We start from the raw sequence: 14,563 nt of genomic DNA, 5'->3' as shown, positions 1-14,563 counted from the left end.
TAGAAATGAAAAATAATGTGTTTGAACAACGATTCCAATTAAAACCGTTTTTATTTGAGGCATTAAGAAAGAAGAACTTCGATCGTCCGACTGAAATCCAGGAACGCCTCATACCAAGCATCATCAAAGGGAATGATGTCATCGGTCAGTCACAGACAGGCTCCGGTAAGACGCTTGCCTTCTTGCTGCCAATTTTAGAGAAAATCGACCCTGAAACCCAGAAAGTTCAGGCTGTCATTACAGCACCTACAAGGGAACTTGCGAGACAAGTATATAATGAGGCCTTAAAACTGGTTGAAAATTCCCCCATTAACGTAAAGACAGTGGTAGGCGGTACAGATCGTAAACGAATGGTCGATCAATTGAAAAATGAACCGCACATGATTGTAGGCACACCTGGTCGTATCAAGGATCTTGTTATTGAAGAAGGCATATCGATTTTCAATGCTGATATGCTTGTTGTCGATGAAGCTGATCAAATGCTCGATATGGGCTTTATTGAGGATGTCGACCAGATTGCTTCGAGAATGGCGCATGACTTGCAAATGATGGTGTTTTCAGCAACTATCCCTGAAAATTTAAACCCGTTTTTACGCAAATATATGAATAACCCTAAGTATGTTCATGTTAAACCCGAAGAAACCACACCTGCCGAAATCGAACATATTGCGGTTCCTGTAAGACACCGTGATCGTATCCAATTGACGATTGATATTGCAAAAAAATTCAATCCATTTTTGGCAATCATTTTTGCTAATACGAAAAAGGATGCTGATGAAGTGGCAGATACCATGATTCAAGAAGGATTGAATGTCGATCGGCTTCACGGGGATCTTCCTCCACGTACGCGAAAGCATGTCATGAAACGTGTTGCAAATGCTGAATGTCAATACCTGGTCGCAACCGATTTAGCAGCTAGAGGAATCGATGTAGAGGGTGTAAGCCATATCATCCATTATCAAATTCCAACCGACCTCGATTACTATATCCATCGGTCTGGACGTACAGGACGTGCTGGGATGAGTGGAATTGCAGCGGTCTTATATGAGCGTGATGAAATTGAGAAACTCGAAAAGCTTGAAAAGAAAGGGATTTCCTTCGAGCATAAGGATCTTAAAGATGAGGAATGGGTGAACGTGAATGTCCAACGGTCACGCCAAAAAAAGAAAGCTAAAGATCCGAATGAGTTCATCATGCCAAAACCTAAGAAAGTTAAACCGGGGTATAAGAAGAAATTTCAGGAGAAGAAGAAACAGTATAACCGTAAGAGAAATAAATAGAGGGGGAATTAACATGCTTAAATTAGGATCTCATGTTTCAATGAGTGGAAAAAAGATGTTATTAGGGGCAAGTGAAGAAGCGGTTTCGTATGGAGGCAACACCTTCATGATATATACTGGCGCTCCTCAGAACACGCGCCGTAAAGCAATTGAAGAGCTTAATATCGAGAATGGCGTCGCTCATATGAGAGAGAACGGAATCGAGGAGATTGTCGTTCACGCTCCTTATATCATCAACATCGGGAATACATCCAAACCGCAGACATTCCGATTAGGGGTAGACTTCTTAAGATCCGAAATTGAAAGAACAGAAGCAATAGGGGCAAAACAAATCGTTCTCCACCCTGGTGCACATGTGGGAGCAGGTGCGGAAGCAGGTATTCAAAAAATCATTGAGGGTTTGAATGAAGTTATAACTCCTGAACAAGATGTCCAGATTGCATTAGAAACTATGGCAGGAAAAGGGTCTGAATGCGGTAGAACGTTTGAAGAACTAGCTGCGATCATAGATGGTGTCACTCATAATGAAAAGCTCTCAGTATGTTTTGATACTTGTCATACTCATGACGCGGGTTATGATTTGATCAACGACTTTGACGGTGTTTTGAATGAGTTTGATAAAATCATCGGGCTGGATCGATTAAAAGTCCTCCACATCAATGACAGTAAGAACGAATGCGGTGCTTGTAAGGACCGTCATGAAAATATCGGATTTGGAAAAATCGGATTTGATACTTTGAATTATGTCGTACACCATTCCCAGTTAGAGGATATTCCTAAAATCCTTGAAACACCTTATGTAGCAGTGAATGGAGACAAGAAAAACAAGAAACCTCCATATAAATTTGAAATCGAGATGCTCCACGGGAAAAAGTACGATGATCAATTATTAGAAAAAATCGTACAAGCATAGGGTTGATCATTTCTAACATTATTACACTCGACTATAAACAAGAGCTGACCCTGAAAGTTATGTCTGGGCCTCCAATTTCAGAAAGGAGGTGCCAGACCATTTAGGGGTCAGCTTTTCTGATTACCATATGTTCATCGGATGATCGACTGAAACATTACCTTGACGGTCTGGGCAGTATGTGGACCAACAACAGCTTCAATTTGTCTGATGATTCTATCTCTTTGTTGTAGATCTGCAACATCGATTTTTTCCTGTCTAAGAATACGGATGATCTGCACTGCTTGGGTATCTGTCAATTGGATATTATATTGTGAGGCCAGTGCAGTCAATTCCTCTGCGGACAGATTGTTGAGTTTGTGGTTGATCATTTGTTGTAGAAAAGGATTCATCCCCGTTCCCCTCCTCTTTGCATAATGTATGAGGCGGGCTGAATTTATGTGCTTGTATGAACATAAAGCATAGAAGATGAAAATCATGCCTGAGTTTGTTGTTTTTTAGCGATATATGTCTAGGGATTTATTGGTTGTTGCACTAGGTATTGGAAGGGTTATTTAGTATAATGTATATACCATGTCAATTATAAGTGGGGGCGTGCTATGCAATTTTGTCAATCTGACAACACTTTTGCAGCCTTTCAACATATTATGAATGATCTAACGGACGACATTTACTTGCTAATCAAGCCGAATGGCTCGATCATAGAATCCAATCGTATAGCTCAGGAGTCGATTTTGAGTGAAAGACAAACAAATTTCTATAATTTATTCTTAAAAGAAGACCAGCCAGCTGTTTATGGTTTCATTGAAAAGCTCACCCCAAAGAATGCTTCTGAAAAGATTTTCAACCATTATTTAAATGAGGAGAAGATTAAAATCAAGTATCTTGGGAAAATGGTCGATGATGAAATCGTACTTCTCGGAAAAGTGCTCGAAGATTCAAAGACCAAGAATGAACTGGTCGATCACGATTATAAAGAAAAATATGAAAAAGAGTATGAATTCCGTAAATTCATGTTTCGTGAATTAGAAATCGGAATCTTGACAATCACAGCAGACAATAAGATTGATTGTTGTAACGAACGTATGAAATTGTTTGTCGATTTGGACTCCGTCAATCAGTTGATAGGACAAAACCTCCTCCAACTGGATTATGAGCATCCCCTCTTATCACAAATGCGTCAAATGACTAGTGAAATCCGGAACACGAAGATTGTAAACGAACGGTTTTATTACGAGGATGATTGCTTATACCAGGTAAAAGGGATGTATTTTGATTCTGATAAAAGCATCCGTTTCTTGCTATATGATCGATCACATCAACAACGATTTGAAAATCTATTAATGTACAAAAAGCAAATGGAGTCGGTATCTCATCTTGCAGCAGGGGTGGCACATGAATTGCGGAATCCCTTGTCAGTGATCCAAGGGTTCATTCAATTATCAGCTGTAACGAAAGATTTCAGCAAGTATTACGATACCGTTTTGTCAGAATTAGCCCGAATGAATGAAATCATCGAAGATTTCTTGTCTGTTTCCAGACGGAAGATGCAAAAGCAAAAACAGAGACCTGATCTTATCATCAAATCTCTGATCCACATCATTCAATCAGAATGCTTGTTACATAATCTCGTCTTTGAATGGGATGTGGAAGAGGTGTACGGCTATACTATGGTCAATGAATCAATGATCAAGCAGGTAGTTCTGAATCTACTCCGAAATTCCATAGAAGCATACAATGATAAGCAAAATAATCGCCAAATCCATTTGCAAGGAAAAGCAACGAGGAATTATTATGAGATTACTTTCAAGGACCAAGGGCCAGGCATGGAGCAAAGTGTCCTAGAGCAGCTCGGGAAACCTTTCTTCACTACGAAAGAAAAAGGGAACGGCATTGGCATACCTTTATGTAAAAAAATAATTGAAGAACATGGCGGCACATTTAATATCATCAGTAAACTTGGTGAAGGAACGACGATCAAATTCCGTTTGCCTTTTTTATCTGAAGGTGTTAAAGGTTAATGTTGATTTCTTGTTAGAAAATCACTTTTAGCGAAAATCGTGATACTCCTGCAGGAAAAGCGTACCAGGCGAGACCCCGCTGCGAGTATGCAGAGAAGTGATGTCCAGCTCAGCAACCAGTCACTTGGTTCAGTTCAAACTTCCTGCGGTGGTCGACACATTGATTTACACCTTTTGTGTGAGCCCACGCAGAACCAAGTCTTTGTTTGGTTCGAGCCTCCTCGTCAGTTTTCCAGGGACCTAAGTGACTAAGCGGGTCGCTTCTGCTTTTCTTCAGCCCGCGGAAATGGAGTGAATTTCCCAAATAACAACGATGAAGTATAACAGATCCTATCATAAAAGAACAGCTGAAAGATCAGCTGTTCTTTTATTCATATAATTACATATAAAAATGGAATACAAAATTCAATATGAACAATGAAGCCATCACATACATGGTTCTTGGCACTTGATTAAATTGTCCAACCGCTATTTTGATGATTGGGTAGACGATGAACCCGAATGCAAGACCATCAACGATGCTATAAGTTAACGGGATCAATGCGATGATCATAAATGCCGGAAAACTTTCCGTAAAGTCATCAAGCGGAATATGTTGGATCGATTGCATCATCACCCCTCCAATTATGATGAGAATCGGGGCAATTGCGGCATCTGGTATACCTGTAAGGACGGGTATGATGAATATTGATAGTATGAATAACAATCCGGCAATGACCGCTGTCAATCCTGTCCGTCCGCCTTCAGCGATCCCTGAAGCACTTTCAGCTGTTGAAATCGTAGGGCTTGTCCCGAAAAATCCAGACACCACACTGGAAAAAGCACTCGATTGGAAGGAACGATCGAATTTGGATGTATCAGGCAACATGCCATGCAACAACCCCATATTTTCAACAATCAATATGAGTGCTAACGAGAATGAGGCAATCCAGAAATTCGCTGTCATCCAACTGGATAGATCAGCACTGAAAAGTATCAATGCAGATTCTTCACTCATTTCTCTTGGCGCAGGTGTATGACCAAAGATATAAGCCAACAGTGTTATGAAAATGACTGAGAGTATGAAGCCTCCCTTTACTTTTTTCACAAACAACGTCAAGCAGATCAAGAACCCTACAAGGGCCAACAATGTTGATGGTTCACTCAAATCGCCAAGTTTAACGAAAGTATCCGGACTCTTTTCTACGATACCAGCTTTCTGTAAGCCGATGAATGCTAGGAACAAACCGATACCTACCGTAATGCCATGCTTAAGCGATTCCGGTACAGAACGAGATAATAACGACTTGATCGGTGTAAAAGCTGCAATACAAAAAAGTATTCCTGCCATCACTACTGCCCCAAGTCCTTCTTGCCAGGTCAATCCCATACCTTGAACAATCGTATAGGTGAAAAAGGCATTAACACCCATACCTGGAGATAATATGATCGGCGCATTTGCGTATATTCCAATGAAAATACAAGAAATGATACTGACTAAAATGGTTGCAATTAAAGCGCCATAGTATGGGATTCCAGCATCAGCTAGAATTAACGGATTGACGATAATGATATAACTTATCGTGAAAAAGGAGGTGATCCCCGCTATCAGTTCCTTCTGCATCGTTGTGCCGTGATCAGATAATCGGAACCAATTTTCAATAAGTTGTTTCATCAATAACCTTTCTTTCTAAAATGATCCCTCTCCCACCCATGACAGAACAAGATGTCACGTTTGTTAATTATAGCGAAAATTTCAGGACTTTCAAGTATTCATGATATAATTATTCCGATTTGCACAAGAAATGGATTTATGAGGAGTGAACCATGGAAACAATTAAACAGCATAAAAAAGAAAGCATTCCACATTTAATTTACCGATTCACGATGATTATTTTAGGAGCGGGTCTTGCAGCAGTCTCGATTGAGCTGTTTCTGATACCGAATCAAATCATCGATGGAGGGATCATCGGGATATCTTTGATTTTGGATTACATCACTCCACTTAATTTTGCTATACTAGTGATCGTTTTGAATATCCCTTTCATGTTTTCAGGATATAAACAGATCGGGAAGACGTTTGCAATTTCTTCACTGGTAGGGATTGTATTTTTAGCGATATTCGAGACGCAATTTCATCACTTTGAGCCATTTACTACAGAACTGATTCTTGCGACTGTATTCGGGGGATTGACCTTAGGTGTTGGCGTAGGGCTTGTCATCCGTCATGGAGGATCTTTGGACGGTACGGAGATTTTTTCAATCCTGATCACAAAAAGAATTCCTTTCTCTATTGGCGAAATTGTCATGTTTTTAAACATTTTTGTTTTCGCGTGGGCAGGATTCGTATTCGGGCCAGAACGTGCGATGTATTCCATTCTTACATACTATATCGCATACAAGACAATCGACACCGTCATCCAGGGGCTTGATGAAACAAAAGCCGTTCTTATTGTATCAGACCATTATGAGGAAATCTCAAGTGCTATACTAGACCGATTGGGACGAGGAACGACGAAACTGATGGGGAAGGGTGGATATACCGATGCCCAGAAAGAAGTGATCTATGCTGTTATCACAAGGCTTGAAGTAACGAAGCTTAAAAATATTGTTTACGATATCGATAAACAAGCCTTCATAACGATCATGAATACGCAAGAAACAAAAGGGGCGAAGTTCAAGTCCCCAATCCATTAAGGTTTAATTGTAAAATGATGGATAAAACACCTCGACTGCTTGTTTTGCTCACTTACATCATCTATGATGAAAGACGTGTGTCTAAATACCTAAATCAGTGAGGTGTTTTAATGTTTAAAAACAAACGTAAGTTATATATCATTTCAGCAATCATATTTACGCTGGTCCTTGCGTCTTCATATACCTTTTTTGAAAACCGCGAATTGAAACATGATTTGAAGAAAGAAAAACAACAATCCCAAATGCTCGAAGCAGGAAATGACTTCAAGCAAATGGTTACCTTTTATAAACAAAAATATCAAGACGGCAAACCGAATATAAGCGGTTATAAAATGATGATGGAATCCAGAAAGCTTGCAAAACAATTTGCAAAAGAAAGTGATGGAAGGTTCAAGGAAGAGTGGGGACGTTTTCTCGTCCGGGAATCAATAAAGAAGGATATCGATCCTTACATCGTATATGAACTTTTACGCATAGAAACAGGTAATCAATTTGATCCAAAAGCAGTAGGACCCCAAACGAAATATGGCCGCGCTTACGGTATGGCTCAGTTCATGGAAAACACAGCACCATGGATTTCAGAAATGGCGGGGCTGGAATACAAAAGTAAAGAGCAGTTATTCGACCCTTACTATTCCATCCAGCTAGCCATAGTCTATCTAGATTATTTGGATGCTAAATATGATGATTGGGATAAAGCCCTGACAGCTTATCACCGAGGCATATATGGGATGGAAAAGTACCTTCAAGAAAAAGGCCATGCGAATAGCTGGTATGCTGAAGAAATTCAACAAAAAGCGAAAGAACAAGAACTTATAGCAGTTACAGATCGTTAATTATGGAGAGGCTGAATAATATCAGCCTCTTTTTTGTATAAAGAAAGTGTAAGCGAAACTAAGTTCAGCTCAAGTTGCGGAGTTTTTTATATTGAGCGCGTCTCTTTACAAATGATTTATTTGAGATATACTTATTAAAGTAAATCGGAATCATTCCTAATTTCCTATTTGAATATTAATACTGAAAGGGGATTACGATGAATTCGTCAATCGTATCCATACAAAACGTTTCTTTTAATTATCAAGATCGCAGAGTGCTTGAAAATATAAACCTTGAAATTCCAGAAGGATCCTTTCTTGCTTTGCTAGGTCCGAATGGTTCGGGAAAATCGACGCTCATCAAAATGATTTTGGGACTTTTACCGTTACAGAAAGGTTCAATTTCTTTGTTTGACCAAAATGTGAAAAAGTTCAAGAACTGGCCTAACATCGGTTATGTATCCCAAAAGGCGAACAGCTTCAACAGTGGTTTTCCTGCTACGGTGTTTGAAGTAGTCTCGATGGGTCTTTTTGGCAAGGTCGGGATGTTCAATTTCTTGAAAAAACATCATAAAAAAAGGGTTATTGAAGCGATAGAAACAGTAGGATTAACAGAATATACGAACCAAAATATCGGAGAACTTTCAGGTGGTCAGCAGCAGCGTACTTTTATCGCTAGAGCATTGGTAAGTGATCCTCAGTTACTGATTCTAGACGAACCGACTGTCGGAGTCGACGCTTCTTCAGTAGAAGGCTTTTATGGACTTTTGAAGCAGTTGAATCGAGAAAAAGGGATCACCTTGATGCTTGTTACGCACGATATTGGCCCCGTAACAAATCTGGTAACCCATGTAGCTTGTCTGAATAAACAACTGCATTTTCACGGTGACACACATGAATATAAAGACCTTGATAACCGTGAATTATCATCCTTCTATGGTCATCCAGTCCATATGATGGATCACCAGCATTAATGAGGAGTGCACATACATGATCGAAGATTTTTTACAATACGATTTTATACGGAATGCTGCGTTCGTCGGACTGATGATTGGCTTTTTGGCACCGTTGCTGGGTGTCTTCATCGTCGTCCGCAGGCAAGCATTGATTGCAGATGCTTTATCACATATCACTCTGGCAGGAATCGCAGCCAGTTTGTTATTGAGTAAACAGGTCACCGCTTTAAAGTTGTTGAATCCAGTTTACTTAGGGATGGTCTTTTCTGTAGCGGGTTCAATATTGATCGAACGTTTGAGAAAAGAATATAAACATTATCAAGAATTAGCTATACCGATCATCTTATCTGTCGGGATCGGATTAAGTGTCGTTTTCATTTCACTCGCAAACGGCTTCAATACTGATTTGTTCAATTATTTATTCGGCAGTATCATCGCGGTAGGAGCATCGGATGTTTGGATGGTATTTTCCATATTGATCCTTGTAGTAATTGCGGTCGTTCTTTTTTATAAGGAGCTTTTTCTGCTGTCCTTTGATGAAGATCAAGCACAGGTTTCTGGAATTCGCTCACGTTCCATCCATTTCATGTTCATGGTAATGGTTGCACTTGTCATTGCAGCTTCAATGAGAATCGTCGGTATTTTACTTGTATCATCGCTTATTACATTACCTGTAGCGGCAAGTATCCGGATTGCGAAAGGGTTTAAACAGACGATCATCATTGCAATCATTCTCGGTGAAACCTCCGTAATAACAGGATTGGTATCAGCTTACTATTTTGATTTAGCTCCTGGTGGTACAATAGTATTGTTAGCAGCGCTGATTCTTGTCCTTGTGATTATCTGGAAAAAATTCAGGTATTCTTTCGGGACAAACAGAAAAGTGGGGGAAGAAGCATGAATGTAAGTGAAGCTCTCGATATCCTTAAAGAAAATGGGTACAAGTATACAAGTAAGCGGGAAATGTTTTTAGAGCTCTTTTCAAATGAGAGACGCTACTTGACGGCAAAAGAGGTATTGGAATACATGAAACCATCTTATCCAGGTCTTAGCTTTGATACCATTTATCGTAACCTCTCTGTTTTTACCGAGTTAGGAATTGTAGAAGAGACCGAACTTGATGGAGAAAAGCATTTCAGGTTTTCTTGTTCGACAAAAGGTCATCACCACCATATGATCTGTCTTCAATGTGGCAAAACAAACGCTATTGAAGCATGTCCAATGAAAGATATAACTCCTAATAATTTTATTATTACCGATCATAAATTTGAGATATACGGCTATTGCCAGGAGTGTCAATGATTTTATTAATGAATTACCGAGGAATGTGGCATTCTAATCCTTAAAGGAGGAGATTAAAATGCCTGAAGTAAAATGTAATGTATCGAACTGTATATATTGGGCTGAGGGAAACAATTGTCATGCTGATACGATTTTGGTTGAAGTGGACCAACATGCGAATGAAAATTACGATATGTCTGCGGCCGGACAATTTGTTGATGAGGCTCTCCACAAAGACAAGGCGAGTAACGTTGCAGAAACTTGCTGCCACACGTTCCGTGCTAAGCATTAAATCTTTTCTGAAATCCATCCAGATAATAATTGGGTGGGTTTTTTTACATGTCTCCTGCTTGTAAAAGGAAAAGCGAAATTAAAGTTAAAAATTTCCAAGTGTTATGGGAGTAGAGGTTAACAATGATTGACATCATGAAACCGTAACACGTAACCAATAATAAGAAGGCTCCTCCACTTTTGATGAAAGAGAGGGATCCTGATGGAAAATCGATACGATCGTGAAAACGAAAATCACAGAGAGTATGAAGAGGATTTCATGGAAGAAACAGCAGCGGAGGTTCTCCCTCTACCTGAGCAAGAACGTGTTATGGATAAAGAACGTGAAGATTCGTATAACGAAAATGCGGATCCAGAAGATACTGAGGGTCGAGGCGTAGGGATATTTGCACTTGCTTTATCGATTCTATCCTTATTCTTTCTTCCCGTTTTATTAGGTGCCGCGGGCATCATTGTAGGATTTTTTGCAAGACGACGAGGAGCACAGACACTTGGGAACTGGGCAATTGGACTTGGTATCGCTTCAATTGTAATAAGTCTGATATTCGTTCCATTTTTCTAAGTGTAACGAAGGCAGTTTCATCCTGCCTTCGTTTTTATATGGTTCTATAGATATTATTTGGAAGGTGTATTTTCTTCATTTAAAATAAATACATATGATAATGAGAATCAATTAGAGGTGAACCTTATGGATGTTATAAAAGCGATAAGAACAAGAAGATCGATTGGAAAGGTTACAGAACAAGTACCCGATAAGGAAATGATTGAATCTATCCTCGAAGCGGGTACATGGGCACCTTGTCATTATCGGACGGAACCGTGGAATTTCATTGTCTTGTCGGGCGAAGGTAGAGATGCATTAGGAGAAATATACGGTGAAATGGCCGTGAAATCATTAACGGATCCTATGGATGAAGAAATTGAACAAGCGAGAGAAAAAGGCCTTAAAAAAGCAAGAAGAGCCCCTGTGATCATCGTCATCGTAATGGAGCCAAGTGATAACGAAAAAGTTGTTTGGCTTGAGGAAATAGCTGCATGTGCTTGTGCTGCACAGAATATGATGTTAGCCGCACATTCTCTAGGTTTAGGATCCATTTGGCGTACAGGTCAACCAACGTATACACAGAAAATGAAAGACAGGTTCGGGGTTTCTGAAAAAGGTCAGCTGATCGGATTTTTATATCTGGGTTACCCTGCTGCGCAACCGAAATCTTCTCCACGAAGGCCGGTTGCAGAAAAAACACAATGGTGGGATGGAAGTTAAATCACTTTAGCGCTGAGTATAAGAGGCACCTGACAACGCTTTGCGGGACGGAACCTGAAAGTTTTTTAATAGCTCGGTTATATTTGCGAAATTCACTCCCTTTCCACGGGCGATCCCCAAGCCTCCTCGCTCGTCCCTCCCTGTGGGGTCTCGCCTGGCTCGCTTTTCCCACAGGAGTGTCCTGGATTTCGCTAAAAGCAATTTTCTATAAAGAAACTTGGCAAAGCCAAGCCTTGGCGAAGGCTGAGCCTTTGTTGCCCTTATACTGAAGAAAGTATTAAATACTTTCTTACAGTGAAAGAAATCAACATTAACCTTTAACAACACCTTTTTAATAAAGAAAAAGCTGGTCCGATCAATCTCAGCCAGCTTTTTTCCGATTAAACTTGTTGTTCTTCTTCCTTAGCTTTTTTTTCGTGATATTCTTTAGCTAACTTATCTACTTCTTTTTTCAACTCATCAACCATAATATCTTCTGGAATCTTCCGGATGATTTCTCCGTGACGGAAAAGGAGTCCTTCACCCCGTGCCCCGGCGATTCCAATATCTGCTTCACGCGCTTCACCGGGACCGTTGACTGCACATCCTAATACGGCAACTTTCAGGGGAGCTTTGATTTTCGAGATATATTCTTCAACTTCATTTGCAATGGAAATTAAATCAATTTCGATACGACCGCATGTCGGGCAAGAAATAAGTGTTGCCGCATTAGATGCTAAACCGAATGTTTTCAGTAATTCGCGAGCAACCTTCACTTCTTCAACAGGATCTGCACTCAAGGAAATACGTACGGTGTTCCCGATTCCTTTATGCAGAATAATTCCGAGTCCTGCAGCGCTCTTAACCGTTCCAGCGAAAAGTGTGCCAGATTCAGTAATTCCTAAATGTAATGGATAATCAAATGCTTTCGCTGCTTTTTCATACGCTTCTACAGCTAGATTCACATCAGATGCTTTCATCGAAACGATGATATCATGGAAATCCAGGTCTTCTAATATTTTAATATGGCTTAAAGCACTTTCAACCATACCATCCGCAGTAGGATAACCATATTTTTCAAGGATTTTTCGCTCCAATGAGCCAGCATTTACACCGATCCGAATTGGAATCCCTTTTTCTTTGGCTGCTTTGACCACAGCTTCAACCTTTTCTTTTCTACCAATGTTCCCTGGGTTGATCCGGATTTTATCAGCTCCGCCTTCGATTGCTTTGAGTGCCAATTTATAATCGAAGTGGATATCGACCACTAATGGAATGTTTATCTGTTTCTTAATATCCGCAATCGCTTCTGCAGCTTTCATATCTGGACAAGCTACCCGTACAATCTGGCAGCCTGCTTCTTCTAATCGATGAATTTCTTTGACTGTTGCTTCAATATCATGTGTTTTAGTTGTTGTCATACTTTGAACAACAACTTCATTATTCCCGCCAATTGTCAGATTACCGACTTTTACAGGTCTTGTTTTCGTACGGTGAGTAATTTCACTCATGTATATATCGCTCCTTTAAGGACGTAAATTACATTTGTTCCCGACTTTCATTTTAGCAATGGATCGAAGGTTTTGGCAAGGAAATGTGTTTTTATTGAAACAGCGGGAAGCGATACGTCTCATTTGCCTGGATCGAATGAGCGGAAGTATTCTGGTTCAACCGTTCGAATTCAGCAACTGCTTTTTCTATCGAAACTGGAAGGCTTCCATGATGGATTTGTTCAAGAATGCTCAAAACCGTCTCTCCTGGTTGGACCTGGACTTCCTTAAAAGCTACCTCTTCTGTTGGTACAGAATTTGCCACCTGAACTTGCATGTCATTTTTAGCTTCTGTCGGCAAAGTACCGACTTTCAAATCAAAATAGGCGCTATAAAGAAATAGAATGACCACACATGTGATGATGAATTTCTTCATAATCATACCCTCCCTTGGATCAGAAAACAAATCTATTAATCCCTCTAGTAAATGTATATGCCAGTCCCACTCTACTATTCATATAAAGACAAAGTTTATGCCAATTTTTATCAAAATCGCTTGAAACGATTCTCTCTTTGAAGCGTCTATTATCATTAAGGCATCCTGATAAATAAATATAGCCATGCGGAGGTGTGCATTGTAAAATATCAACAGTACCTACAGAAAAACAAATAAAAAACGTATGGTATAAGGAATTCTTTCAATCAAAGGAGAGAAAATATGAGGTTCAAAAAATGGATTGCTATCATGATCTTAGTAGCTTGTATGGTTCCAGGAGTTGCTTTAGCTGATGCAGCGCCTGGTGATGTCATTGTCACTTTGGGGGAAGATTTAACGGATAGTCAAAAACAAGATTTACTAGAAGAAATGGACGTTCCGGCAGATGTTGAAACAATTACGGTAACGAATGAGGAAGAACATCAATATTTAGGTGAATATATATCCAAAGCACAAATCGGTTCAAAAGCAATTTCTTCTACTAAAATTACAATCGGTGAAAAAGATTCGGGATTGAATGTCGAAACGAACAATATCAATTGGGTAACCGAAGAAATGTATGCGAACGCCCTGACGACCGCTGGTGTAACCGATGCTGATATTTATGTCACGGCTCCTTTTGAGGTTTCAGGTACAGCTGGACTTACAGGTATCTTAAAAGCATATGAAGTCAAAGCAGATGTTGAAATTCCTGAAGAGAAGAAGCAAGTCGCCAATGAAGAAATGGTTAAAACAGTTAAGCTTGGTGATCGTGTTGGTGCTGAGAAAGCGACTGAACTGATGACTAAAATCAAGGAAGAATTAGCTGAAAACCCTGTTGAGACTGAAGAAGACCTTCGGGCATTAATCCAACGTGTTGCAGAGGATGTCGGCATCCAATTGACAGATGAAGAACTCAATGGGCTAGTTTCCCTGTTCAATCGAATGAAAGAATTGAACATTGATTGGGATCAAGTGAAAAGTAACCTTGAAAATGTTCGGAACAACTTGAGTGAATTTTTGAATAAGGAAGAAACACAAGGATTCATTCGAACAATTCTCGATTTCTTGATCTCATTGATCGAAGCATTGAAAAACCTTTTCAAATAATGATTGATCAAGAGG

General features: G+C 39.8%; 16 protein-coding genes. 12 read left to right on the top strand and 4 right to left on the bottom strand.

Features of this window, described 5'->3' with window-relative positions; translation table 11 throughout:
* The first annotated feature begins 5 nt into the window (after positions 1-5).
* Together ACJROX_RS19195 and ACJROX_RS19190 are read left to right on the top strand one after the other, a co-directional pair.
* On the top strand, positions 6-1,280 hold the full coding sequence (locus ACJROX_RS19195; protein ID WP_408006803.1) for a DEAD/DEAH box helicase: 1,275 nt from the start codon (positions 6-8) through the stop codon (positions 1,278-1,280).
* A 13-nt stretch (positions 1,281-1,293) separates the two neighbouring features.
* Positions 1,294-2,193, top strand: coding sequence for a deoxyribonuclease IV (locus ACJROX_RS19190; RefSeq protein ID WP_408006802.1), 900 nt, complete (start codon positions 1,294-1,296; stop codon positions 2,191-2,193).
* Between the two features lie 131 nt (positions 2,194-2,324).
* Here ACJROX_RS19190 and ACJROX_RS19185 read toward each other — a convergent pair whose 3' ends face one another.
* On the bottom strand, positions 2,325-2,582 hold the full coding sequence (locus ACJROX_RS19185; protein WP_408006800.1) for a DUF2624 family protein: 258 nt from the start codon (positions 2,580-2,582) through the stop codon (positions 2,325-2,327).
* 207 nt (positions 2,583-2,789) lie between these two features.
* On the opposite strand from ACJROX_RS19185, the gene ACJROX_RS19180 reads away from it, so the two are divergent.
* A complete protein-coding gene (locus tag ACJROX_RS19180) occupies positions 2,790-4,211 on the top strand; it encodes a two-component system sensor histidine kinase NtrB (protein WP_408006799.1) in 1,422 nt (473 codons plus the stop codon).
* 379 nt (positions 4,212-4,590) lie between these two features.
* On the opposite strand, the gene ACJROX_RS19175 is transcribed toward ACJROX_RS19180, so the two are convergent.
* Positions 4,591-5,865, bottom strand: coding sequence for an NCS2 family permease (locus tag ACJROX_RS19175; RefSeq protein ID WP_408006798.1), 1,275 nt, complete (start codon positions 5,863-5,865; stop codon positions 4,591-4,593).
* A gap of 152 nt (positions 5,866-6,017) precedes the next feature.
* On the opposite strand from ACJROX_RS19175, the gene ACJROX_RS19170 reads away from it, so the two are divergent.
* The 8 genes from ACJROX_RS19170 to ACJROX_RS19135 all read left to right on the top strand — a co-directional run bounded on the left by ACJROX_RS19170 (position 6,018) and on the right by ACJROX_RS19135 (position 11,494).
* Positions 6,018-6,887, top strand: coding sequence for a YitT family protein (locus tag ACJROX_RS19170; protein ID WP_408006797.1), 870 nt, complete (start codon positions 6,018-6,020; stop codon positions 6,885-6,887).
* A gap of 110 nt (positions 6,888-6,997) precedes the next feature.
* A complete protein-coding gene (locus tag ACJROX_RS19165; RefSeq protein WP_408006796.1) occupies positions 6,998-7,723 on the top strand; it encodes a lytic transglycosylase domain-containing protein in 726 nt (241 codons plus the stop codon).
* 197 nt (positions 7,724-7,920) lie between these two features.
* The gene (locus ACJROX_RS19160; RefSeq protein WP_408006795.1) at positions 7,921-8,676 is read left to right on the top strand and encodes a metal ABC transporter ATP-binding protein; all 756 of its coding nucleotides are present in this window, start codon (positions 7,921-7,923) and stop codon (positions 8,674-8,676) included.
* Between the two features lie 16 nt (positions 8,677-8,692).
* Complete coding sequence (locus tag ACJROX_RS19155) at positions 8,693-9,559, top strand: metal ABC transporter permease (RefSeq protein WP_408006794.1); 867 nt, start codon at positions 8,693-8,695, stop codon at positions 9,557-9,559.
* Positions 9,556-9,960 carry a Fur family transcriptional regulator gene (locus ACJROX_RS19150; protein ID WP_408006793.1) on the top strand — a complete coding sequence of 135 codons (405 nt, stop codon included), beginning with the start codon at positions 9,556-9,558 and terminating at the stop codon, positions 9,958-9,960. Before ACJROX_RS19155 ends, ACJROX_RS19150 begins: the two co-directional genes overlap by 4 nt.
* A 58-nt stretch (positions 9,961-10,018) precedes the next feature.
* Positions 10,019-10,231, top strand: a complete 213-nt coding sequence (locus tag ACJROX_RS19145; protein WP_408006792.1) for a DUF1540 domain-containing protein — start codon at positions 10,019-10,021, stop codon at positions 10,229-10,231.
* A 201-nt stretch (positions 10,232-10,432) separates the two neighbouring features.
* A complete protein-coding gene (locus ACJROX_RS19140; protein WP_408006791.1) occupies positions 10,433-10,792 on the top strand; it encodes a DUF4190 domain-containing protein in 360 nt (119 codons plus the stop codon).
* A gap of 126 nt (positions 10,793-10,918) precedes the next feature.
* Entirely contained in the window at positions 10,919-11,494 is a 576-nt protein-coding gene (locus ACJROX_RS19135) for a nitroreductase (RefSeq protein WP_408006789.1), read from the top strand.
* 380 nt (positions 11,495-11,874) lie between these two features.
* Here the strand turns inward: ACJROX_RS19135 and ispG are convergent, their stop codons facing one another.
* Positions 11,875-12,975 carry a flavodoxin-dependent (E)-4-hydroxy-3-methylbut-2-enyl-diphosphate synthase gene (gene ispG / locus ACJROX_RS19130; RefSeq protein WP_408011708.1) on the bottom strand — a complete coding sequence of 367 codons (1,101 nt, stop codon included), beginning with the start codon at positions 12,973-12,975 and terminating at the stop codon, positions 11,875-11,877.
* 100 nt (positions 12,976-13,075) lie between these two features.
* The gene (locus ACJROX_RS19125) at positions 13,076-13,399 is read right to left on the bottom strand and encodes a hypothetical protein (RefSeq protein WP_408006788.1); all 324 of its coding nucleotides are present in this window, start codon (positions 13,397-13,399) and stop codon (positions 13,076-13,078) included.
* Positions 13,400-13,681: 282 nt separating this feature from the next.
* Here ACJROX_RS19125 and ACJROX_RS19120 point away from each other — a divergent pair, with 282 nt between their 5' ends.
* Positions 13,682-14,548, top strand: a complete 867-nt coding sequence (locus ACJROX_RS19120; RefSeq protein ID WP_408006787.1) for a DUF1002 domain-containing protein — start codon at positions 13,682-13,684, stop codon at positions 14,546-14,548.
* Positions 14,549-14,563: the final 15 nt, after the last annotated feature.

Origin of the sequence: Pseudalkalibacillus sp. A8 (assembly GCF_045920555.1) — a bacterium.
Taxonomy (GTDB): domain Bacteria; phylum Bacillota; class Bacilli; order Bacillales; family Fictibacillaceae; genus Pseudalkalibacillus.
This window is presented reverse-complemented; position numbering and strand designations above follow the sequence as displayed.